The organism is Streptomyces sp. NPDC005808 (genome assembly GCF_042871385.1).
Taxonomy (GTDB): Bacteria; Actinomycetota; Actinomycetes; order Streptomycetales; family Streptomycetaceae; genus Streptomyces.
The window spans coordinates 288,817-309,272 of sequence record NZ_JBIAIK010000009.1 but is presented as its reverse complement, the minus strand read 5'-3'; the positions used below and the strand labels follow the sequence as shown (position 1 = coordinate 309,272).

Below are 20,456 nucleotides of genomic sequence, written 5' to 3'. Positions count from 1 at the left end.
CATCGATCGGAGTCGTTGTGCGCACCTGGGGATCAAAGGCCGTACTGGCCGTTGCCGTGGTCGGCGGCCTGTTGGCCGGATGCTCATCCAGCGATGAGGCCTCCGCCCCGAGCGGGAGCGCCTCCTCCGACTCGGACCGCAATCTCGTGGCCGGCGCCTCCGAGGGACCCTCCGTGGCCCCCAGCGCCGTCGAGGCCGGTATGGGCGCCGGGAGTGCCAAGGACGGGGAGTTCCCGCGGACCGTCGGGCACTTCCAGGGCAAGACGGAGATCAAGACCGAGCCCGAGAAGATCGCCGTGCTCAGCACCGGACAGCTCGACGACCTGCTGTCGCTCGGCATCGTCCCGACGGTCACGACCCGGGCCGACAACGCCGGGCTCGTGCCGGACTATCTGGCGGACGCCTTCCCCGCGTACAAGAAGCAGCTCACGGAGATGACCGACGCGGGCACCCGCCAGGCGCCGAACCTGGAGACGCTCGCCGCCGCCAAGCCCGACCTGATCCTGGTCAACGACTCGCTCGGCGACCTGTACCCGAAGCTGTCGAAGATCGCACCGACCGTCGTCACGGCAGGCAACGGCATCAACTGGAAGCGGGATCTGCTGCTCGTCGGCGACGCGGTCGGCAAGGGCGAGCAGGCGCAGAAGATGCTCGACGACATCGCGGCAGACGCCGCCACCGGCGGCAAGAGCCTCGGTGATCCCGCCGTGTCGATGCTGCGGTTCACGCCGGACCGTACGCGGATGTTCGGGGTGTCCTCCTTCACCGGGTCGATCGCCGTCGACATGGGGCTCGGCCGGCCCAAGTCACAGCAGTTCAACGCCATTTCGCAGGACATCGGCGCGGAGAGCATCGACACCGCGGACGGTGACTGGATCTTCTACTCCGTGCAGGGCGACGCGTCCAAGACCGATGCCGGCAGCGTGCTCGCCGGACCGCTGTGGAAGTCGATGAAGGCCGTCAAGGCGGGCCAGGCGGTGAAGGTCGACGACGACCCCTGGTACCTCAACGCCGGCCCGACCGCCGCTCGGCTCGTCATCAAGCAGCTCACGGACACCATCGGCAAGTGAGTCAAGTAGGTCAGGCAGAGCGAGCAGGGCCGGAGCGAGCAGGGCCGCCGAGGCCGGCGAAACGGCGCGCGACGGCCGCCAAGCGCACCGCCTGGCTCACCGCCGCCCTCCTCCTCACGGTCACCGCCGTCGCGTTCAGCCTCGCCGTCGGCACCCGCCCCGTCCCCCTGTCCACGGTCCTCGACGCCCTCGTGCACGGCGGGAGTTCACCGGACGCGCTGGTCGTACGGTCGCTGCGGGTGCCGCGGACCGCGATCGGGCTGACGGCTGGGGCGGCGCTCGGGCTCGCGGGGGCGGCGCTGCAGGCGGTCACCCGCAATCCGCTCGCCGATCCGGGGATCCTCGGACTGAGCCAGGGCGCGGCGGCAGGCGTCGTGTTCGCGATCGCGCTCGGCTGGGCGAACGGCTTCTCCGGCTACGTCTGGTACGCCTTCGCCGGCGCCGTCGCCGCCGCGTGTGCCGTCTACGCCATCGCCTCGCGCGGGCGTGGCGGCGCCTCGCCGGTGAAACTGGCGCTCGCCGGAACCGCGCTGTCCGCGATGACGGCAGGCGCCACCACCGTTGTCCTGACGTCGAGTTCGGCGACCCTCGACCAGTTCCGGTTCTGGCAGGTGGGCGCACTCAGCGGGCGGGACGCCGGGACCGTCGGGCGGATGCTGCCGTTCCTGATCGCCGGCGCGCTCCTGGTGCTTGCCTGTGCCCGCGGCCTGGACGCGCTCGCGCTCGGCGACGACACGGCGCGGGCGCTGGGCCACCGGGTCGCGCTGGTACGAGGGTGTGCGGCGCTCGGCGCGACCGTGCTCACCGCGGCCGCGGTCGCCGCCGCGGGGCCCATCGCCTTCATCGGCCTCGCCGTACCCCACCTCGCCCAGCGTCTGGTCTCCGGCGGCCACCGCTGGACCCTCCCCCTCTCCGCTCTCCTCGGCGCCGCCCTGCTGCTCGCGGCGGATGTGGCGGGCCGGGTGGTCCGCGCCCCGGCGGAGGTCCCGGCCGGCGTGATGACCGCGCTCGTGGGCGTACCCGTACTGATCGTGCTCGTACGCCGGAAGTCGGTGGGCGCATGACCGCCGGCACGTACCCCCGCTCGGCGGGACTCTCCGCGGTCCGCCACCGCCGCCTCTCCCTCCTCCTGCACCGGCGCTCGGCAGCCGTCGTCTGCGCACTCGTCGTGCTCCTCGCCGGCGTCATGCTGCTGTCGGCGTGCGTCGGGCAGACGTACATCCCGCCGGGCGAGGTCTGGCGGGTGCTGCGCGGTCAGGGAGGCCCGTACGACCTGATCGTCGGTGAGCTGCGCGTCCCGCGGATCGTGCTCGGCGCGCTCGTGGGCACCGCGCTCGGACTGTCCGGGGCGCTGGTGCAGACCGTGACGCGTAACCCGCTCGCCAGCCCGGACGTCATCGGCGTCGGACACGGCGCCGCCGCCGCGACCGTCCTGGCGCTCGCCACCGGCACGGTCGCCTCACCGGGCGCGCTGCCCGCCGTCGCCGTCACGGGCGGTCTGGTGGCCGCCGCGCTGGTGTACGTGCTGGCCTGGCGGCACGGGATGCAGCCAAGTCGGTTCGTGCTGACGGGAGTCGGGATCGGGGTCGCGCTGTCGGCCGTCGTACAGCTGTATCTGACCGAGAGCGAACTCGCCGAGGCCGAATCGCTCAAGCTGTGGCTGACCGGCAGCCTGAACGGGCGCGGCTGGGAGCAGGCGTGGCCACTCGGCTGGGTCCTGCTGCTCTCCATGCCCGCGCTGGTGTGGGCGAACCGGGCGTTGCGGCCGCTGGGCCTGGACCCCGAGACGGCCGCCGCGCTCGGCGTCCGCGTGCACCGCACCCAACTCGGGCTGACCTTCCTGGGCGTGGTGCTGGCCGCGGTCGCGACGGGGGCCGCGGGCCCGATCGGTTTCGTCGCGCTCACCGGTCCGCAGCTGGCCCGCCGCATCACCCGCACCCCTCAACTGCCGCTCGTCGCCTCCGGGTTGACGGGAGCAGTCATCGTGGTCGCCGCGGATCTGGTGGCCCGCACGCTGCTGCCGCCGCTGGAGATCCCGGTGGGGGCGCTCACGTCCCTGGTCGGGGGGCCCTATCTACTGTGGCTGCTGGGGCGTTCGGGCAGGCGCTGAACCCGCGCCCGGAGAACCGGACCCGGGTTCAGCGGCATACCGCAGACCTGGCTAGATCGTGGCCGTGTCGACCACGAAGCGGTAGCGGACGTCGCTCGCGAGGACACGCTCGTACGCGTCGTTGATCTCGGAGGCCGTGATCAGCTCGATCTCGGAGCCCAGGCCGTGCTCGGCGCAGAAGTCGAGCATCTCCTGGGTCTCCTGGATGCCGCCGATGCCGGAGCCCGCGAGGGTCTTGCGGCCGTTGAGCAGGGCGAACAGGTTGAGGGAGATGGGCTCCTCCGGGGCGCCGACGTTCACCAGCGCGCCGTCCGTCTTCAGCAGGGAGAGGTACGCGCCGAAGTCCAGCGGGGCCGAGACCGTCGACAGGATGATGTCGAAGGTGCCCGCCAGCTCCTCGAAGGTCTTCGGGTCGCTGGTCGCGTAGTAGTGGTCGGCGCCCAGCTTCAGGCCGTCGTCCTTCTTGCGGAGCGACTGCGACAGGACGGTCACCTCGGCGCCGAGCGCGTGCGCGATCTTGACGCCCATGTGGCCGAGGCCGCCCAGGCCGAGGACGGCGACCTTCTTGCCGGGACCGGCGTTCCAGTGCTTGAGCGGGGAGTACGTGGTGATGCCGGCGCAGAGCAGGGGTGCGGCCTCGTCGAGGGAGATGCCGTCGGGGATGCGGACGGTGTAGTTCTCGTCGACGACGATGTGCGTGGAGTAGCCGCCATAGGTGGGCGTGCCGTCCACCCCGATGCCGTTGTACGTCGGGACGTTGCCCTTGACGCAGTACTGCTCCAGGCCCGCCTTGCAGTTCTCGCACTCGCGGCAGGAGTCGACCATGCAGCCGACGCCCGCGCGGTCGCCCACCTGGAACCTGGTGACGCCGGAGCCGACCTCGGTGACGATGCCGGCGATCTCGTGGCCCGGGACCATCGGGAAGATCGCCTCGCCCCAGCCCTCGCGGGCCTGGTGGATGTCCGAGTGACAGATGCCGGCGAACTTGATGTCGATCAGGACGTCGAACTCGCCGACCTCGCGGCGTTCGATGGTGGTGCGCTCCAGCGGCGCCTTGGGAGCGGGGGCGGCGTACGCAGCAACAGTGGTCATGCCGGGGTTCTCCTAAGGAGTGGTCGTGTACCCGGCTGCCTTCTGACCTTGCTGACTTTCCGACCGGGTACGTCGTCCAGCGTGCCGGGCCGCGCGACATTCACCCAGGCCACGGCTTTACGTACGTTCGCTGGTCCTACTACTGACGGGGTCAGCCTCGTACGCGTACGACCGTCAGAGGACCGTGAATACTGAAGGCATGGACGCACACCCACCACAGCCTTCTCAGCAGCCCGCGGGCGCGGCGGGGCAGCCGCTGGACCGGCGCGCCGAGCTCAGCGAGTTCCTGCGCACCCGCCGAGCCAGGCTGAAGCCGGAGGACGTCGGGATGCCGGACTTCGGCCGGCACCGGCGGGTGCCGGGGCTGCGCCGCGAGGAACTGGCGCAGCTGGCCGGGGTGTCGGTGGCGTACTACACGCGCCTTGAGCAGGGCAACGGACAGAACGTGTCGGCGGAGGTGCTCGACGCGATCGCCCGCGCCCTGCGGCTCACCGACGCCGAGCACGCACATCTCACCCACCTCGCCAAGCCCAAGCAGCACAAGAAGAAGCAGGGGGCTCGGCAGCAGCAGGTGCGGGGTGCCTTGCGGCAGCTGCTGGACACGCTGGACGGGGTGCCTGCGTACATCACCGGGCGTCGTTCCGACGTGCTCGTGTGGAACCGGATGGCCGCGGCCGTGTTCGGCGACTGGTCGGAGCTGCCGGCGCAGGAGCGGAACTGGGCGCGGATGGTGTTCCTCAGGCCCGAGTACCAGGACCTGTTCGTGGAGTGGGAGCAGAAGGCGATCGACATCGTCTGCCTGCTGCGCATGGACGCCGGCTGTCACCCCGACGATCCTCGGCTGTCCGCGCTGGTCGGCGAGCTCTCCGTGAAGAGCGAGGACTTCCGGCGCTTGTGGGCCACGCACGATGTGAAGGAGAAGTCTCACGGGGTGAAGCGGCTCCGTCATCCCCTGGTGGGTGACCTCTCCCTCCAGTACGAGTCCTTCCAGCTCGCCGGTGACAGTGAGCAGGTGCTGGTCACGTATCACGCGGAACCGGGGTCGCCGTCGGCGGAGGCGCTCCGCCTGCTGGCCAGCTGGGGAACGGACGCCACCCGTTCGGGCAAGGCCGCCCCTCAGTCCTGAGGCCTACGGGCAGTCCTGAGGCGTACGGGCAGTCCTGAGGCCTACGGGCAGTCCTGAGGCCTACGGGCAGTCCTGAGGCCTACGGGCTGCCTCTACGGCTGGTACGGGAGCGCGGCTCCCCACGTCCACTTCGGCACCGGCTGCTCCCCCGGAGCCACCGCGTCGGGCCCGGAGAAGTAGACGGCCAGCCGCGTCCCCCACTCCGCATACGCGACGAACGCGGAGCGGAACTCGGCGTCGGTAGGCAGGCCCGCGTCGTCCGCGGCGTCCTGGAGGAGGTTGACCCAACGGCGGCGCTGGACCTCGGTGATGCCCTTGCCCAGGTGCTTGGCGACCATGTGCCCGTGGCCGCCCTGCGTCTCGGAGTAGCCGGCCGGGCCGCCGAAGACCTCACCGAGCCAGAGCGCGACATGCTCGGCGTGTTCGGGGGCCAGTCCCTCGAAGACCGGTGCCAGGACGTCGTCCTTGAGAACCTTGTCGTAGAAGACCTCGGTGAGGCGGGTGAAGGCCTCGGCGCCGCCCGCCCAGGCGTACAGCGTGGGAACGGCCGCGCCCGTCCCCCGTACCGCCGTCGGCTTGTAGTGGCGCATCTCCTCGATGCTGGAGACGTAGGGACGGATCTCGGCGAGGAAGTCGGCGAACAGCTCCGACTTGCGGAAGCCTTCGAGGTGGTCCTCGGTCGACGTCCAGGTGACGCGCAGGACGAAGTGCTCGAAGTCCTCCTCGCAGCGCGCGAGTTCGTAGTCCACACACTGGGGAGCCGCCGCGAGATGGGCGGCGGCCCGGGTGTAGGCGGCGAGGAACTCCGCCGACTGCTGCTCGGGGATGCCGTACCGGATGTACTCGACGGTGTGAACAGTCATGCTTCTACACAAACACGGACGGCCCCGGAAGTTGTACTTCCAGCGAAGCGGATCCCACCTATTCGAGGAGCCCCCGAGGCAAGCAGGCATCTTCCGTCCCGAAAGGCGGCTTCGCCCACGTCCCGGGCGGATTCTTCAACTACCTCATCGTCCCCCGCCACGAACGCCTCTACATCATGCAGGCGACCTTCTTCTGAACGGCTCCTCGCCGCAGCCCTCTTGTTCAGGCGGTCAGCCCGTCGGTTTTGAGGGCGGAGACGAACGGGGCCCAGGCGTGGGCGGTGAGGACGAGGGCGGGACCGTCGGAGAACTTGGAGTCACGGACGGGAACGAGGCCCGAGAGGCCGTCGGCGACTTCTACGCAGTCCCCGCCGGAACCGTTGCTGTAGCTGGACTTGCGCCAGAGGGCGGCGCCGGGGAAGTCGCTGGCAACCTCTACGCAGTCCCCGCCGTCACCGTTGCTGTAGCTGCTCTTGCGCCACAGCGCGTCACTCAAGTCGATCCGGTTGCTTGCCATTTCGGTAATCCTCTGCCGCTGCCTTGATCATGGCCAGGGACGCCTCCGGTGACAGCGCGGCGGCCCTGAGCCGATCGTATGCCTTGCGGTACTGCTTCACGAGCGCCGGTTCGTCGATGGTGTCCCCGCTGTACGACGACTCCACGTAGACCAGCGGCGGGGCATCGGGGAAGGTCATGACCTTGACGGTGCCGGTCATGAGGGGATACGGACCACATGTCCGCGGAATGATCTGCGGAACGATTCGGTATTGCTCGGTCAACTCCACGATCCGTTCGAGCTGTTCGGCCGTCTCCAGCGGCGGGAGGATCGGTTGCCGCAGCAGTGACTCGTGCAGGATCGCCCAGTACTCCGGGGTGTGGTGATCGTCCTCGAAGAGCCCGGCCCGGGCCATACGGGCACCGACCTTCTCCTCGACCTCCTCCTCGGAGGCCATGGGGTGGGCCGCCCGGACCAGGGCACGCGCGTACGGGGCGGTCTGAAGCAGTCCGGGGAAGACGCTGGGACACCACTCCTCGATGGTCTCGGCGAACTTCTCCGCCTCCAGCACCTGCTCGAAGTACCACGCATGCCCAGCCCGGTGCGCCTTCCGCACGTCCTCACAGCACCGCTCGAAGAACCCGTCGGTCTTCAGCACCTTGTCCACATGCCGAGCCAGGTCCAGCGGCATGCGCCGTCTCCCGTGCTCGATGTCGCTGAGGTAGGACTTGCCGAAGAAGCTGCCCTCGACCGTCTGTTCAAGGGAGAGCCCGGCGGCCTCCCGCTGCCACCTCAACTCCTTGCCGTAGAAGGTGGGTACGCCAGAGGAGCCGTCGATGTTCTTGCGCTGGGCCATCGTTCACCGCCGTGTGGGGTCTGCGGTCGACACGGTCATTTTCCACTGCTCTTGCCACGTCGCTTTCCATGGCTTCCGCAACTCCCCGGCCTGCTTCCGCAGTTCACGCCGCGAACCCGGAACCCCTTTTACGGTACGCCGCAACACGTCAAGGTGTGAGCGATTCGTCACAGAGCGCACAGGAAGATGAACCGCTCATGCCCGACCACTCGCCCGCCCCCTCGCCCGCCGACCGCCCCACCGCCGACGACATGACCCACTGCGTGGCGGAACTCCGAGCCGCCCTCACCCTCCACGGCATCACGCTCCCCTCCCTCCGCGTGGACCTTCCGTCCTACGCGAGTACGTGCCGGCCGCCCGCGGGCCTGGTCTCGCTGGGGAACTGCAACACCGCCACAGCCCGCACACTCGCCGCCGTACTCCGGAAGGCGGCCGAGCGGTGACGGTGACCTTGGAACTCAGTCTGCTCGCCACCGCGAAGTCCGTACCCGAGCTGCGCCACCACCTACGTCACCACAGCTACGAAGTCCGGCTCTGCACAACCGAGTTGATGACGAACGTCATCGACCACCTCGGCGAGGGCACCCCGGTGACCGTCCGAGTCATCAACACGGACCACGGCCACACCCGCATCGAGGTCACCGACCCCGACCCGCGCGCCCTGCCCGTGCTCCTGCAAGCCGCCGCCACGGCCGAGTCCGGCCGCGGTCTCGCTCTCCTCGACGCTCTCGCACGGGGGTGGGGCGTGGAACAAGGGTCGGACCGCAAGACCGTCTGGTGCGAGCTGGAGGGCACCGCCCCGGGTCAGGCACCCGTCACACCGGCGCGCAGTTCCCGGTAGGCGCTCGCGATGTCCCCCAGGCGCACCGTGGTGATGTCCTCGCGTGAGGGAGTCCCGGAACCGCCATAAACCTCGTACAGGCGCAGATCCCGCAGCGCCGTGGCCTCGCTCCGAAAGGTCCCGTGTTCCGACCATCCAGTCGAGGGCCTCTGCGGACGTTGCCCCGCCGCATGCAGCCCCAGCCAGGCGTCTGCGGCGTTCGGTCATGCCTCAACGCCGTCTCGAAGCGACGCGCCGCGGCCTCCGTCCGGCCCTGCCGGAGAAACCCCCACTGCCTCTGCCCAAGCGCGCTCGCATTTCCTGGCCGAAATCCAAGACGCGGAAGTCACCGACACGGCTTCTCCGCTCAGCGAGCAGCGGCGGACTGCGCATGAGTACGCGTACTCATGCGTGTTGGCAGGCTATTCCGCGAGAATATTTTCATGACGCTGAATAGAGTTCTTACGGGCACGGGGACGGCAGCGCTCGCAGTACTGGCGCTGGCTGCATGCGGCAGCGAGGGGACCGTGGGACGGCAGCAGAACAGCGTGACCGCGCAGGCGGCAGCTACCAGCCCGAGCCCGGATACGCAGGTAGCGTTTATGGAGATGCTGGAGCGGGTGGGTGCGCCGTGCGTGCCGGATACCCCGGCGGCGCCGGAATCAGATGATCCGGGTCCTGGTGAGCATCCGCCCACGCAGCCGAGCGGGCTGTTGCCGGTGGACGAGAATCCGCCTACGGACGTAACGTCCCCCACTGCCACGCCTGAGCAGCCCAAGCTGAATGGGGTGGAGGCATGTGAGGGCCGCATACATGGCAATCGCATTACCCAGGCACTGACTGGCCTGAACAAGCCCTCCACCATTCAAGTAAGGCAGGAGCTGAATAAACTCGGCTACACCGATTCCCGTATCCACGGCTTGCATGCCGAACAGGGCATTGTGCGCTTCTACGTGGACTTGCGGGTAATGGGCGGGCAGCTTGCGCTGAATGGGACTGCGGCCGGGAACAAGACCACTGTGGGGGCGTTCGCGCACCCGGCGGAAGGCGCGTTCAACCCGGGCAAGTAGCGAAACTCGGCGGGGCATCAACTAATGGCTTAATGGCTGTCCCGTAACTGCAGGTGCCACAGGCCCAGGGCCGTTCCTGTCCCGGTGCCAGTCGGCCACCGTGGGCGTTGTCAGTGGGGGCGGGCACACTGACGTCATGAGCGTTTCTCCGTCTCCCGAAGCCCATGCGTCCCGCACCTCCCCTGTTTGGGTGGAGTCGATGGGCGGGCCTTTGATCGTCGTCCCCGTCTCCGCGTTGGCTGCATGGCGTGGGTGTACGGAGACAGGGGTTATGACGGGAGACGCCACCGCTCCAGACGACTATGACCGGGCCTGCGCGGTGGACGATCTGGCCGGTGTGATCACCGTTGGCGAGAACGGTGCGCAGGCACTGGTGCTGGCGGACGAGCCGGCGACCAGCTGTTTTCTACCCGAGCACCGGGCCTTCCTGCGGTGGCTTGCCGCTGATTCCGAGGCCGAGCTGAAGGCGGCGGCCAGGGCTGTTCTTGCAGACCCCGCCACCGAGTGGGAGGAGTGCGGCACCTGGTCATCGGACGGTCCAGCCACACTCATGGACTCCGCCGAAGCAGGCTCCGAGCTAGGTATCGAATATCCCGGGGGCGGAATGCCCTCCCAGGCATCGGTTTCGCTGCCCGCCGGCCACTGGAGGGTCCGAGCCACCCATACCAAGACGGACGGAGAGAACTGGGTCGGCCTGGTTCAGATGCTGCCCATCGAATCTTGACCTTCTACGCTAAGTACTAGTTCCCTCCGTCTCCGGCGGCCATCGCCGGGGGTGGATTTTCTCTCCCTGATAAATTGACCAGAGAGTTGGGTCATCAAAATCGCACACTTTACGCGTTCTCGCATCGCTGCTATTGCGGCAGTTCTCGGGGCAGGTGCACTGCTCGGCACGGTCGGCCCATTCGCGAACAAATTCGACAACCCAGTCTGCCAGGCTGTAGGCGTCGTATTTTCCGTCGGATGGTCATGGGCATGCTTCGCCTTCCTGGTCGGTTACTCGCGGCGGTCAAGAATCGAGGCATCGCTGCTGGCGTCTTCAGCATTGGCAGTGGGCGTAGCCGTGTATTACCTTTTCAAGTTTCTGAGCCCCGACGTTCCGGCCGGGGGACACGTCATCTCTGGTGCGGGCGCCGGCCTCTCCCCCGGGGCCCTGTTCTGGGGGGTAGCGGCTTTCGTCTTCGGTGCGCCCGTTGGGCTCCTGGGGAGTATGGCGAGAACGCCCGGCATCGGCGGTCTCGGGTTCCGCCTGCTTGTCCCGTTGATCGCCTTCTTCGAGGCATCCCAGCGGCTGGCAGCGGAGGTGGACGACTCGCAGGGCCGGGTCGTCGAAATGGTCTGGGCTTCGATTCGTGCGCTCTCGGCCGTGGCCGTCGTACTTCTCGTGGGCCATACAGTGTGGAGCTGGTGGCATGGCCGGGGCACGCGGCAGGCCGCCCCAACGCACCGCCACTGACGCATCACCGATACACAGGCCGGGCGGCCTGTCAGCGGCGGCGCTCTTACAAATGAGCTTGGGATGACTACGGTCTGTATCGCGCCGTCGACGATCTGCGAGGGCCCTGGCTGGGCTGTTAAAACCGGTGCGTGGCTTCTTCGTCCAGCTGTCGGTTCGGGGGCCGTTTCGGGCCAGGCGCTGGGTCATGAGGGTGATGAACGCCCAGTTCAGGTGGGCTTCGGAGTGTTGGGGCAATAAGGCGACGCGTTTCCACGGCACGCTCAACGCCACATGTAAAGCGGCGGTCGCAAACTCAGGGCCAGCCCCTGCAAGTAGCAAGACCCGCAAACAACGTGAGGGGCCTGCCGGAATTCGTCCTCCGGCAGGCCCCTCAGTCGCGGACTACTTGCCGTAGTACGCGTTGTAGATCGAGACGGCCGACTTGTTGCCCTTCTTGTCGGTGATCGTCGCGTGGAGGGAGATGGCCTTGCCCTTCGCGGGGTTCTTGAAGGTGACCTTGCCGTTCTTGACGGTCACCTTGGTCCACTTCTTGCCCGCGTCGTAACTGACGGACACCGACAGGGACTTGAGGTTGCTGCCGACAGCCGCGCCCTGGACGATGACCGGGATGGTCACCGTCTTGCCGGCCGTGACACGGCCGTCCAGGCCGACGGAGGCGCCGAAGCGGGCCGTGGAGATCGGCAGCTTCGCGTCGGTGACCTTCTTGGAGCGGAAGGTCCAGCTCGCGTTGATCTTCGAGGCGGCCGTGGCCACCTTCGAGGAACGCGTGATGGACGTCGACAGCTGGTACAGCGCGTCCGCCGCCGGCACCTTGTACTGGCCGCTGCCGTCCAGCGGATCGGCGGTCGCGGCGATCTTGGTGCCGTTGCGGTACAGGGTCGTCTTGACCGAGGTGTAGAGCGACTCACCGGCGTGACCGGCTCCGTCGGCGAACACCGGCAGGACGCCGTAGAGGTAGTCGCCGCTGCGGTAGACGCCGTACAGACTGTTGAGCTTCGGGCCGAAGACCGCGTTGTTGAAGGTCTTCGAGTAGGTCTTGCCCGCCGCGAAGGTCAGCGAGTCGCCCAGGGTGTAGTAGGCCTCCAGGCTCGGGAAGCCTTCAGGGTCCGTGGGACCGAACTGCACGAAGTCGAGACCCCACTTGACCTTGTCCCCGGTGGACACATGCAGCGTGCGCGTGCCCGGCAGCTTCTGCTCGACGCCGACGCCGAAGGAGAAGTCGTCGGACAGCTCACCGAAGGCGGTGAGGGCACCCGTCTTACCGGCGGCCGACGCCCCCAGGTTCACCTTCACCGTGGCGAGCTCGCTCGCCTTGTAGTGCTTGGTCTTGGCGCCCTGCAGCTTGGTGACCTTGCCGCCGGTGACGACGTCGTACTCGGTGGCGGCGCCCTTGGTCCAGGTGCCGGACCAGCTCTGCGTGAGACCGGAGGAGATCGCCGGGCCGACGTGCGCCACCCGCAGGTCCGCGAAGGAGGCCATACCGATGCCCATACCCATACCGGCCGGCTCGTACGAGTAGAAGACAGCGCCGAACATCAACTCCGCCGCCGCGTCCGGCACCGTGATGTCGGCGCTCTTGGCGGTGCGCTGGTCGATCGTCACCGTGGTGTTCTTGGTGACGCTCAACGTGGGCTGGACCAGCCAGTCCACGCCGCCCGCGCCCGTGACGAGGTCGTTCACGAGCATGGTGTCCAGGATGTACGAGCCCTTGGGCACCCGGATGGTGTCGGTGGCGCCGGTGCCCTGACGGAAGAAGTCCCGCCCGTCGGCCAGACCCGAGTAGCCCCACAGGTCGGTGAGGTGGACGGGCTGCTCACCGGCACGCGTGATGTAGTTCACCGTGACGTCGTAGGACTCCACCTCGCGCTGCACCGCCGCCGCCGTGCGCACGGTCTGGCCGCCGCCCGTCGCCGTCACGTACGACGAGTAGGCGCCGTCCGTGGTGCCGCCCAGCTTCGTGTTGACCGTCAGGTCGACGGAGGCCGTGCCGCCCGCCGGGACGGTGACCGTCTTCGCGCCGAGCGTGAAGAAGCCCGCCGGAGCCGCCTGGCCACTGGGGTTGGTCCCCGTCGCCGCGAGGTTCAGGGTGACGTCGGCCGTGCCGAAGTTGCGGTAGGTGACCTGCTTGGTCACCGGGGTGTCATCGGTGTGCGGCCACTGCTGAATGCCGAAGCTCACCGAAGAGGTCTCGGCGATCACGGTCTGCTGGATGGCCTTGTCGACCTGGATCCGGCCCGAGCCCTGCTGGAACGGCGTGTACGCGCCGCCCTTCGCGGAGCCGGTCAGCGCACCCTTGAGCTCGGTGAACGTCCAGTCCGGGTGCTGCTGCTTGAGGATCGCCGCCGCGCCCGCGACATGCGGGGTCGCCATCGACGTACCCGAGATGGTCACGTAGCCGGCCGGGTTCTCGCCGACCTCCTTGGCGATGACGCTGCCCGCGGCCGAGGCCGCCGTGATGTCCACGCCGGGCGCCGTGACCTCCGGCTTGACCGCGCCGTCCAGGCCGGGGCCGCGGCTGGAGAAGAACGCCAGCTTGTCGCTGCCGTCCACGGCGCCGACGGTCAGCGCGTCGGCCGCGCTGCCCGGGGAGCCGACGGTCTGCTCACCGGGGCCCTCGTTGCCTGCCGCGATCGCGAAGAGGATGCCCTTTTCCTCGGACAGCTTGTTGACCTCGGCCTCAAGAGGGTCGATCTCGGGGGTGTCCCCGCCGCCCAGGCTGAGGTTCACGATGTCGGCGCCCTGCTCGGCCGCCCACTCCATGCCGGCGAGGATGCCGGAGTCGTCGCCGTAGCCCTCGTCGCTGAGGACCTTGCCGTTGAGGATCTTCGCGCCGGGCGCGACGCCCTTGTACTTACCGTTGGACTTGGCGCCCGTGCCGGCCGCGATCGACGCGACATGTGTGCCGTGGCCGTACTTGTCGGTCGCGTCGGGCGAGGTGGAGAAGTTCTTGGACTCCGTCACCTGGCCCGCGAGGTCCGGGTGGGTCGTGTCGACGCCGGTGTCCAGGACGGCGATCTTGACGCCCGTGCCGTCGTAACCGGCGGCCCACGCCGTGGGAACGCCGATCTGCGGCACGGACTTGTCGAGGCTCACCTCACGCACGCCGTCCAGCCAGACGTTCGCGACGCCGGAAGCGGTGCTCCCGTCCTCGGTGACCGCGTCCCACAGCTCGGTGGCGTCCTGCTTGGGCGTCACCACGGCGTCCGCGTTCAGGGACTTGAGGGTCCTGCGGACGGTGCCCGCGTCACGGACGTCGCCCTTGGCCGCCGTCGCCGTGCCCTTGTAGCCGACGATCACCTTCAGTCCCTGCTTCTGGGACTTTATGGACGCCGCCGTGTTCAGCTCAGTGACGTCGAAGAGCCGCTGGTCGATCTTGCCGGTGGCTATCAGACGCTGCGCGTCGGCCGGCACCACGAAGGTGTGGCCATCGGCCTCGCGGGTCCGGACGGGTATGTTCTCGCGGCCCTCGGCGCGCTCGACGCCGACGACACGCCCCTTGGCGTCGACGGCCACCCGGTCACCGGTGATCAGCGTGATGTAGTGCTTGGCCGTGAGCTCGGCCTGCTTGGCCTGGGCTGCCTGCCCGGCCGCGGACGTACCACTCGCCTGCTCCGCCGACGCCGGGCTGGTCATTCCCGCCGCCAGGGCCACCGCGGCCGCCGTTGCGACCGTGGCAAGGCACGTTCTTTTCACTTGTCTGCGCAAAACTCCCCCTGAGATGAGATCCGGACGAATCCCCATTCGTCCGGCCGGAGGAAGTTCCGCACGTGCGTACGTGCACCCCCCGGAATACGTAAGTATGCCCGGGGGGTGATCAGCTTCTCAATAGCGGGGTCACAGGAAAGAGTTGACCGACATCCTCCGCCGCGATCCCGCACCCCCTCTTCTGCGCCCTCTACGCCCCCGCGTTCTCCTTGACGGTGAGCTTGCCCTTGCGGATCGTCGCAACTCGCGGGGCCTTCCTCGCGATCGAGGAGTCGTGCGTGACCATGATGAAAGTGAGCCCGTGCTCCTTCCACATGGTCTCCAGTACGTCCATGATCTCGTCGCGCATCGACTCGTCGAGGTTGCCGGTCGGTTCGTCGGCGAGCAGTACCTTCGGCTGCTTGACCAGCGCGCGGGCGATCGCGACGCGCTGCTGCTGACCGCCTGACAGTTCGGCGGGCAGATGCCCGAGCCGCTCGTCGAGGCCCACCGACGCCAGCGCGTCCGCGGCCCGCTGCCGCCGCTCCTTCGCCTTCACCCCGAGGGGTACTAGAGCGGTCTCCACGTTCTCCTGGGCGGTGAGCGTGGGAATCAGGTTGAAGCTCTGGAAGACGAACCCGATGTTCTCGGCCCGCACCTTGGTGAGCTTCGCCTCGGACAGCTTCGCCATGTCGATGCCGTCGAGCTCGACGCTGCCCTCGGTGGGCCGGTCGAGTCCGCCGAGCATCTGGAGGAGGGTGGACTTTCCGCCTCCGGTGGGGCCCTGGATGACCAGCCGGTCGCCGTCCGCGATGGTCAGGTCGACACCGGCGAGGGCGTTGATCGTGTCCCTGCCCCGCGAATAGCGCTTGATGACGCCTCTGAGTTCGTACATGGAACAACTCCTGCTTGTGCGTAAGGGGGTTGGCCGCGTGAGCCGTGCGGGGCCGGACCACTCGAACCGTGCGGGGCCGGACTACCTGAGCCGTGCGGAGCCGGACCACTTGCGTGTGCGGGGCCGTACTACTCCACGCGGCGCAGCGCGTCCGCGGGACGCAGCCGGGAGGCGCGCCAGCCACCGAAGGCGCCGGCGATCAGGCCGCCGGCGACCGCGAGGCCGACCGCGACGACGATGGTGTTGACGCTGACGGGCGCGCTGAGCGCGACGTCGAGGGTCGAGGACGCGGCCTCGCGGGCGGCGCCGAAACCACCACCGCCCCCGCCACCACCGCCTCCGCCGAAGCCGCCACCGCCGGGACCAGCCGCCGCGGCGCCGCCCGAACTCCCCACCTCCGCCTGGAGGGTGGGGCTGATCTCGGTCACGACGAACGCGCCCGCGAGGCCGAGCGCGATACCGAGAGCGCCGCCGACGAGACCGTTGACGATGGCCTCACCGACCACCTGGCGGGTCACCCGGCCCGACTTCCAGCCGAGCGCCTTCAGGGTGCCGAACTCGCGCACCCGCCGGGAGACGGCCGAGGAGGTGAGCAGACCGGCGACCAGGAACGCGGCGATGAGCACCGCGATGGACAGCCACTTGCCCACGTTCGAGGCGAGGTCGGAGGCGGTCGACAGGGAGCCGGAGACGGTGCTCGCGAGGTCGGCGGAGGTGGTGACCGTCGTACCCGAGATGTTCTTCTGGATGGTGCTCTTGACGCTGTCGATCTGCTGCGAGTCGGACGCCTGGACGTAGATCGTGGTGACCTTGTCCTTGGAGTCGCTGAGCGTCTGCGCCTGCTTGAGCGGGATGTACAGGTTGGCCGCCGCGTCACCGCTGTCGGGCGTCGCGATGCCGATGACCTTGTATTTGACGCCCTTGACGGTGACCGTGCCGTCGAGCGCGAGCTTGTTCTCCTTGGCGTACGCCGCGTCGACGACGACGACCTTGGCATCGGTCTCGGAGGTCGTGAACGTACGGCCGCTGGTGATCTTCGAGGAGGTCAGCGGGCCGAGCTCCGGCTTGGTGACGTCGGTGCCGAAGACGGTGTACTGGTTGACGTCGAAGTCGGCGCCGCCGCCCTCGACACGGCCCTGCGGAGCACCGGTGCCGCCACCGCCACCACGGCCGCCGGGGGCGGCCGAGGCGCCTTCGTCCTGCTGGAACTGGCCCTGCCGGAACTGGCCGTTGACCTTGATGACCTGGAGGCTCAGCCCGCCGACGGAGTCCGCGACGCCCGCCTGGGAGTCGACCTTGGTGACGGTGTCGGCGGCCAGGGTCTGGAAGCCCTGGACCATCACGCGGTCACTGCTCTGCTCGGAGTCGCCGTCGCTCGCGTCGAAGTTGAAGCGCGGGCGCTGGCTGGTGTCCGTCTGAGCCGCCGCGGCCTTGGTGACCGTCATGTCGGTGCCCAGTCCGTACAGCGACTGGAGGACCTTGCCCTGAGCCTTCTCCATGCCCGAGGACACGGAACTGACCACGATGACCAGGGCGATGCCCAGGGCGAGCCCGGAGGCGACGACGAGGGCCGCCTTTCTGCGGCGGCGCAGTTCGCGCCTCAGGTAGGTGAAGAACATGGCCGAAAGCTAGGTACGGCTCGTGATGAAGGCATAAGGCCGAGATAAGAGAATGATGAGAAGGCTGTGGCGGAGCGTGAGTTCACCTGTGGGCAACCCCAGAAGCCTGTGGGCCGGCAACGTCGACGGCCCGCACCCTTTGGGGGGTGCGGGCCGTCGCCACAAGCAAGAGGGGTCCTAGACGGCCGAACCGGCCTTCCACGCCGCCCAGTCCATGTTCCAGCCGTTGAGGCCGTTGTCCGGGGCGATGGTCTTGTCGCCGGTGTTCTGGACGACCACCACGTCGCCGATCATCGAGTTGTTGTAGAACCAGGCGGCAGTCGTGTTCGGGTCGTTGGCGCCCTTGGTGTCCGACAGGCCCACACAGCCGTGGCTGGTGTTGACGCTGCCGAAGACGGACTTGGCGCCCCAGTAGTTGCCGTGGATGAAGGTGCCGGAGCTCGACAGACGCATCGCGTGCGGTACGTCCTTGATGTCGTACTCGCCCTTGCCGTCGTCGTCCGTGAAGCCGACCGTCGCGCCGTTCATCCGGGTCTCCTTGAACTTCTCGGAGATCACCATCTGACCCTCGTACGTCTTGTTCTCGGGCGAACCGGCGGAGATCGGGATGGTCTTGATCGTCTTGCCGTCCTGCGTGACCTTCATGGTCTTGGTCTGGGCGTCGACGATGGAGACCTGGTTACGGCCGATCTTGAAGGTGACCGTCTTCTGCTGCACGCCGAACACACCGCTCGCGCCCTCGACACCGTCGAGGTTCAGCTTGAGGGTGACGGTGGAGCCGCCGGTCCAGTAGTCCTCGGGGCGGAAGTCCAGGCGGTTGGCGCTGAACCAGTGCCCGACGACCTCCTGGCCGCTGCTGGAGGAGACGGTGATCCCCTTCTGCACGTCGGCCTGGTTCGTGATCGCCTTGTCGAAGTTGATCGAGACCGGCATGCCGACGCCGACGGTGGAGCCGTCCTCCGGCGTGAAGTTGCCGATGAAGCTGTTGGCCGGGGAGACCGTGGTGAACGACCCGTTCTCGTGGGCCACGCGGCCCTCGGAGTCCGTGGCCGTCGCCGTGACCTTGTATGTGGTGGAGCGCTCCAGCTGACCGGTCGGCGCCCAGCTCGTCTTGTCCCCGGATATCTCACCGGCGACGGCAGTACCGTCCGCGGTCTCCATGGTGACGTCCGTGAGCGTGCCCTTGCTCACGGTGACCTTTGCCGCGTTGTTGATGGAGGCGTTGTCGGAGCCGTCCTTGGGCGTGATCGTGATCGAGGCCTCGGACGTCTTCTTGGCGGCGGCCGCGTCGGCGCTGGCCTGCGCACTGTTGCTCTCACCGGCGTCACCGCCTGCCTTGTCGTCGCTCCCGCTGCACGCGGAGAGCGCCAGCACCCCGCCGAGCAGTGCGGAGGCGACCATCAGGCCCCTGCGCCGCTTACCATCCGTCATCACACGCTTCTCCATCGTTGCCGAATACCCAAAAAACCGTGAGAGCCCCGTGAGAACTTTCAACGCTCCGGACGGTTCATCCCGTTCCACATCCGGTGGATGTGTGGGGCACACCACGTCCGAGGCGGGTGGCACGGAGGTGATCCGCACGCCTCCCGCGATCTTCTGAGACGAGAAAACCCCGGGCGACGGTTGCCGCCCGGGGTCACGATTTCCCCAAGAAGCTTCAGCCGACGCCGATTTCCTCGTCGTCCTCGGCGTCATCATCCTCGTCGAGGTCCCAATCCGGCGAATCGGGGTCGTAGTCGATCGGCTCGCTGCTCCAGGAAGCCTGGGCGAGTTCGATCCCGGGCACCTCGCTGACCAGGTCGAACGGGTCGACGAGATAGGCGAGGGCCTCGGCAGTGTCTTCTGTCACTGCGTTTTCGGCGTGCGTCCGCTCGTCCGCCGGCATGGCGGTGTCCTCGGCGATCCGCCGCAGCGCGGCCTTGGCGACGGCGTCGGCGTCATCGACTTCAAGCACCAGTTCGACACGAAGCCGGACAAAGCGCGCTGTCTCAGGAGTACTCATGGGACGGAGCGTACGACCCACAGGTTCCGCGACTTTCCCACGACCCGCGCCTTTCATTAGCATCGGTCCACACGGCCAATTCGCCAGCGCCACAAGGGGATCGATATTTCGTGTCCGCCGCACGTCGATCATTGCTGACCGCCACTGCCGCGGGGACCCTCCTGGGGGCCCTGTGGTTCGTCCCGTCCGCCAACGCGACCCAGGACGAACCCGTCGAGCACGTCTCGACGTCACCCAGTGCACCGGCCAGTCCGTCGGCCGGTCCCAACACGACCACCGTGAACGGGACCTCCACGGAGTCGGAGACGGAGTCGCAGTTGGGCGACGCCCCGGCCCGGCTGGCCGACACCGGAAGTTTCGACACGACGCCGTACGTCGTCGGCGGCACCCTCTTCCTCGGCCTTGGCGCCGGGTTCGTGACCTACTCGGTGCGCCGGGAGCGCACGGCGGCCTACTGAGCGCGGTGCTGCGGCGCCCGGACCCATCGGGGAACCCATGCGAGACCTGACCGAGCTGACCGATGTCGAGGAGCCCGCGTGGCCGCTCCTCTCCGAGAAGCTCTCCACCACGAGTTCGGTGTCACTGGAAGTGCTCCCGGTAGACCCCGCGCAGGGCCGCGGGACCTTGCTCCAGTTACAGGTCACGGCCCGGTCGTGGCTGGGCGCGTTGGCGCTGAACTGCGGCGGAGTGGTGCTGGACAGCGGATGGCTGCGCATCTACGGCAGTCCGGGCCAGGAGACGCCCACGGGCCCGCCCGGCCTCGCCGAGGTGAACGAATTCCCCGCCCGCTTCGATCCCGCGTGGCGGCCTGAGGGCGGGCTGGTCGTCGGCCATGACGTCCTGGGCGGCGTCTTCGTCCTCAACGGCCCCGACCCCGAAGCCGAGGGCCGCCCCGGCCGGCCCGGCGAGATGATCTACTTCGCGCCGGACTCACTGCGCTGGGAGTCGCTCGAAGTGGGCCACGCGGACTGGCTCAACTGGCTCCTGAGCGGCGGTATGGAGCAGTTCTACGACACCCTGCGCTGGCCGGGCTGGCGGGGCGAGTCCGGCGCCCTGACCGGCGTCCAGGGCCTCTCCGTCTCCCCGTTCCTCTGGTCGGCCGACGCCCGCCGCGACCTCACGGCCACCACCCGCCGCGCGGTTCCGCTGGCCGAGATCCTCGATCTCCACCGCAGCTCCGCGCTCAAGCTCGACTCGGTCGACCCGGGTTTCTTCGGCGAGGTACACGACTGAGGCGCGCATTCGGCAGATGACTGAGGGGGTGTCGTGCGGACCGGACCGGCCCGCACGACAC

General features: G+C 68.4%; 20 protein-coding genes. 11 read left to right on the top strand and 9 right to left on the bottom strand.

Features of this window, described 5'->3' with window-relative positions; all coding sequences use genetic code 11:
* The first annotated feature begins 17 nt into the window (after window positions 1–17).
* The 3 genes from ACFYPC_RS22150 to ACFYPC_RS22140 are packed head-to-tail and all read left to right on the top strand — an operon-like array spanning window position 18 to window position 3,180.
* Entirely contained in the window at window positions 18–1,070 is a 1,053-nt protein-coding gene (locus ACFYPC_RS22150; RefSeq protein WP_388678764.1) for an ABC transporter substrate-binding protein, read from the top strand.
* Complete coding sequence (locus ACFYPC_RS22145) at window positions 1,067–2,134, top strand: FecCD family ABC transporter permease (RefSeq protein ID WP_388678761.1); 1,068 nt, start codon at window positions 1,067–1,069, stop codon at window positions 2,132–2,134. The genes ACFYPC_RS22150 and ACFYPC_RS22145 overlap by 4 nt, the downstream gene beginning before the upstream one ends.
* Complete coding sequence (locus ACFYPC_RS22140; RefSeq protein ID WP_388678758.1) at window positions 2,131–3,180, top strand: FecCD family ABC transporter permease; 1,050 nt, start codon at window positions 2,131–2,133, stop codon at window positions 3,178–3,180. The genes ACFYPC_RS22145 and ACFYPC_RS22140 overlap by 4 nt, the downstream gene beginning before the upstream one ends.
* 51 nt (window positions 3,181–3,231) lie before the next feature.
* On the opposite strand, the gene ACFYPC_RS22135 is transcribed toward ACFYPC_RS22140, so the two are convergent.
* Window positions 3,232–4,272: an NAD(P)-dependent alcohol dehydrogenase gene (locus tag ACFYPC_RS22135; protein ID WP_388678756.1), complete on the bottom strand. Its 1,041-nt coding sequence runs from the start codon at window positions 4,270–4,272 to the stop codon at window positions 3,232–3,234.
* A 199-nt stretch (window positions 4,273–4,471) separates the two neighbouring features.
* Here ACFYPC_RS22135 and ACFYPC_RS22130 point away from each other — a divergent pair, with 199 nt between their 5' ends.
* Entirely contained in the window at window positions 4,472–5,398 is a 927-nt protein-coding gene (locus tag ACFYPC_RS22130) for a helix-turn-helix transcriptional regulator (protein ID WP_388678753.1), read from the top strand.
* Between the two features lie 92 nt (window positions 5,399–5,490).
* On the opposite strand, the gene ACFYPC_RS22125 is transcribed toward ACFYPC_RS22130, so the two are convergent.
* The 3 genes from ACFYPC_RS22125 to ACFYPC_RS22115 form a co-directional block, all read right to left on the bottom strand.
* On the bottom strand, window positions 5,491–6,261 hold the full coding sequence (locus ACFYPC_RS22125; protein ID WP_388678751.1) for a group II truncated hemoglobin: 771 nt from the start codon (window positions 6,259–6,261) through the stop codon (window positions 5,491–5,493).
* Window positions 6,262–6,484: 223 nt separating this feature from the next.
* Window positions 6,485–6,778 carry a DUF397 domain-containing protein gene (locus ACFYPC_RS22120; RefSeq protein ID WP_388678748.1) on the bottom strand — a complete coding sequence of 98 codons (294 nt, stop codon included), beginning with the start codon at window positions 6,776–6,778 and terminating at the stop codon, window positions 6,485–6,487.
* Window positions 6,750–7,613 (bottom strand): helix-turn-helix domain-containing protein, encoded by an 864-nt coding sequence (locus ACFYPC_RS22115; RefSeq protein WP_388678745.1) that lies wholly within the window; start codon window positions 7,611–7,613, stop codon window positions 6,750–6,752. Before ACFYPC_RS22115 ends, ACFYPC_RS22120 begins: the two co-directional genes overlap by 29 nt.
* A 197-nt stretch (window positions 7,614–7,810) precedes the next feature.
* Here ACFYPC_RS22115 and ACFYPC_RS22110 point away from each other — a divergent pair, with 197 nt between their 5' ends.
* From ACFYPC_RS22110 to ACFYPC_RS22090, 5 genes are all read left to right on the top strand, one after another.
* Window positions 7,811–8,056, top strand: a complete 246-nt coding sequence (locus ACFYPC_RS22110; protein ID WP_388678743.1) for a hypothetical protein — start codon at window positions 7,811–7,813, stop codon at window positions 8,054–8,056.
* A gap of 2 nt (window positions 8,057–8,058) precedes the next feature.
* Complete coding sequence (locus ACFYPC_RS22105; RefSeq protein ID WP_388678887.1) at window positions 8,059–8,454, top strand: ATP-binding protein; 396 nt, start codon at window positions 8,059–8,061, stop codon at window positions 8,452–8,454.
* Between the two features lie 422 nt (window positions 8,455–8,876).
* Window positions 8,877–9,503, top strand: coding sequence for a hypothetical protein (locus tag ACFYPC_RS22100; protein WP_388678740.1), 627 nt, complete (start codon window positions 8,877–8,879; stop codon window positions 9,501–9,503).
* A 136-nt stretch (window positions 9,504–9,639) separates the two neighbouring features.
* Window positions 9,640–10,227, top strand: a complete 588-nt coding sequence (locus ACFYPC_RS22095) for an immunity 21 family protein (protein ID WP_388678737.1) — start codon at window positions 9,640–9,642, stop codon at window positions 10,225–10,227.
* A 486-nt stretch (window positions 10,228–10,713) separates the two neighbouring features.
* The gene (locus tag ACFYPC_RS22090; protein WP_388678734.1) at window positions 10,714–10,959 is read left to right on the top strand and encodes a hypothetical protein; all 246 of its coding nucleotides are present in this window, start codon (window positions 10,714–10,716) and stop codon (window positions 10,957–10,959) included.
* A 384-nt stretch (window positions 10,960–11,343) separates the two neighbouring features.
* Here ACFYPC_RS22090 and ACFYPC_RS22085 read toward each other — a convergent pair whose 3' ends face one another.
* The 5 genes from ACFYPC_RS22085 to ACFYPC_RS22065 form a co-directional block, all read right to left on the bottom strand.
* Window positions 11,344–14,595 carry a S8 family serine peptidase gene (locus ACFYPC_RS22085; RefSeq protein ID WP_388678731.1) on the bottom strand — a complete coding sequence of 1,084 codons (3,252 nt, stop codon included), beginning with the start codon at window positions 14,593–14,595 and terminating at the stop codon, window positions 11,344–11,346.
* A gap of 262 nt (window positions 14,596–14,857) precedes the next feature.
* Window positions 14,858–15,541: an ABC transporter ATP-binding protein gene (locus ACFYPC_RS22080; RefSeq protein WP_388678728.1), complete on the bottom strand. Its 684-nt coding sequence runs from the start codon at window positions 15,539–15,541 to the stop codon at window positions 14,858–14,860.
* Between the two features lie 128 nt (window positions 15,542–15,669).
* On the bottom strand, window positions 15,670–17,160 hold the full coding sequence (locus ACFYPC_RS22075) for an ABC transporter permease (RefSeq protein ID WP_388678725.1): 1,491 nt from the start codon (window positions 17,158–17,160) through the stop codon (window positions 15,670–15,672).
* 177 nt (window positions 17,161–17,337) lie between these two features.
* Window positions 17,338–18,606, bottom strand: coding sequence for an Ig-like domain-containing protein (locus ACFYPC_RS22070; RefSeq protein ID WP_388678722.1), 1,269 nt, complete (start codon window positions 18,604–18,606; stop codon window positions 17,338–17,340).
* Window positions 18,607–18,817: 211 nt separating this feature from the next.
* Window positions 18,818–19,162, bottom strand: a complete 345-nt coding sequence (locus tag ACFYPC_RS22065) for a hypothetical protein (protein WP_388678719.1) — start codon at window positions 19,160–19,162, stop codon at window positions 18,818–18,820.
* 110 nt (window positions 19,163–19,272) lie between these two features.
* On the opposite strand from ACFYPC_RS22065, the gene ACFYPC_RS22060 reads away from it, so the two are divergent.
* A complete protein-coding gene (locus ACFYPC_RS22060; protein WP_388678716.1) occupies window positions 19,273–19,620 on the top strand; it encodes an LPXTG cell wall anchor domain-containing protein in 348 nt (115 codons plus the stop codon).
* A gap of 37 nt (window positions 19,621–19,657) precedes the next feature.
* Entirely contained in the window at window positions 19,658–20,395 is a 738-nt protein-coding gene (locus ACFYPC_RS22055) for a DUF2625 family protein (RefSeq protein WP_388678713.1), read from the top strand.
* Window positions 20,396–20,456 lie beyond the last annotated feature (61 nt).

What these genes read in the sequence shown, in the direction of transcription:
- ACFYPC_RS22085 (WP_388678731.1), bottom strand. Translation starts at nt 14,595, where the DNA reads ATGACCAGCCCGGCGTCGGCGGAGCAGGCGAGTGGTACGTCCGCGGCC.
- ACFYPC_RS22080 (WP_388678728.1), bottom strand. Translation starts at nt 15,541, where the DNA reads ATGTACGAACTCAGAGGCGTCATCAAGCGCTATTCGCGGGGCAGGGAC.
- ACFYPC_RS22095 (WP_388678737.1), top strand. Translation starts at nt 9,640, where the DNA reads ATGAGCGTTTCTCCGTCTCCCGAAGCCCATGCGTCCCGCACCTCCCCT.
- ACFYPC_RS22100 (WP_388678740.1), top strand. Translation starts at nt 8,877, where the DNA reads ATGACGCTGAATAGAGTTCTTACGGGCACGGGGACGGCAGCGCTCGCA.
- ACFYPC_RS22110 (WP_388678743.1), top strand. Translation starts at nt 7,811, where the DNA reads ATGCCCGACCACTCGCCCGCCCCCTCGCCCGCCGACCGCCCCACCGCC.
- ACFYPC_RS22075 (WP_388678725.1), bottom strand. Translation starts at nt 17,160, where the DNA reads ATGTTCTTCACCTACCTGAGGCGCGAACTGCGCCGCCGCAGAAAGGCG.
- ACFYPC_RS22055 (WP_388678713.1), top strand. Translation starts at nt 19,658, where the DNA reads ATGCGAGACCTGACCGAGCTGACCGATGTCGAGGAGCCCGCGTGGCCG.
- ACFYPC_RS22125 (WP_388678751.1), bottom strand. Translation starts at nt 6,261, where the DNA reads ATGACTGTTCACACCGTCGAGTACATCCGGTACGGCATCCCCGAGCAG.
- ACFYPC_RS22135 (WP_388678756.1), bottom strand. Translation starts at nt 4,272, where the DNA reads ATGACCACTGTTGCTGCGTACGCCGCCCCCGCTCCCAAGGCGCCGCTG.
- ACFYPC_RS22115 (WP_388678745.1), bottom strand. Translation starts at nt 7,613, where the DNA reads ATGGCCCAGCGCAAGAACATCGACGGCTCCTCTGGCGTACCCACCTTC.
- ACFYPC_RS22065 (WP_388678719.1), bottom strand. Translation starts at nt 19,162, where the DNA reads ATGAGTACTCCTGAGACAGCGCGCTTTGTCCGGCTTCGTGTCGAACTG.
- ACFYPC_RS22090 (WP_388678734.1), top strand. Translation starts at nt 10,714, where the DNA reads ATGGCGAGAACGCCCGGCATCGGCGGTCTCGGGTTCCGCCTGCTTGTC.
- ACFYPC_RS22070 (WP_388678722.1), bottom strand. Translation starts at nt 18,606, where the DNA reads ATGGAGAAGCGTGTGATGACGGATGGTAAGCGGCGCAGGGGCCTGATG.
- ACFYPC_RS22130 (WP_388678753.1), top strand. Translation starts at nt 4,472, where the DNA reads ATGGACGCACACCCACCACAGCCTTCTCAGCAGCCCGCGGGCGCGGCG.
- ACFYPC_RS22120 (WP_388678748.1), bottom strand. Translation starts at nt 6,778, where the DNA reads ATGGCAAGCAACCGGATCGACTTGAGTGACGCGCTGTGGCGCAAGAGC.
- ACFYPC_RS22140 (WP_388678758.1), top strand. Translation starts at nt 2,131, where the DNA reads ATGACCGCCGGCACGTACCCCCGCTCGGCGGGACTCTCCGCGGTCCGC.